A 479-nucleotide genomic window follows, 5' to 3' on the forward strand; every position below is an offset into this window, starting at 1 on the left:
CTTTTTGTAGAGGTAAATCGGAAAAATAGGATTAAATAAAACAGTAACAATCAAGAACAAGAACACCCAATGGGTCGCTGTGATATTTTTAATAATAACCAAAACAGCACCAATAGAAATAACCGTACGTAGTAACCAGTAATATTCTCTTGGCGCTTTTAGCACTGCCACAAAAGCAGTATCGCACAGAGAACTGACACGATTTGTACTGTATTATGGAAGGTTTTAGTGTACATTTAATACCCTTAATCCGTTGTTAAATCTTGAATTTCCGCAATAGGCGCATTAGTCTTTACAGATACAATTCCATGGTCTCTAGCTTGCGTAGAATTATACATTTCACTTTTACCTATGGTTTCTCCATTTTTGGCTTTTAGAATAAAAAAGTATTTACCATTAATTGCAACCTTTTTTTCATAATTGCTATCTTCTGGCGCATGTACTTTTACCGAGTTAACACCTGATTTACAACCTTGTTT

The 479-nt window shown here is 34.2% G+C and carries 2 protein-coding genes; both read right to left on the reverse strand.

Translation table 11 applies throughout. From position 1 onward, the window contains the following. On the reverse strand, positions 1-171 hold a 171-nt coding region (locus J8281_RS20025; protein WP_371812646.1), incomplete at its 3' end, for a DUF6804 family protein. A gap of 74 nt (positions 172-245) precedes the next feature. Then, positions 246-479, reverse strand: a 234-nt coding sequence (locus J8281_RS19060; protein ID WP_210199242.1) for a YegP family protein, incomplete at its 5' end; no start/stop codon positions are given.

Source organism: Aquimarina sp. U1-2 (assembly GCF_017897595.1).
Lineage (GTDB): Bacteria > Bacteroidota > Bacteroidia > Flavobacteriales > Flavobacteriaceae > Aquimarina.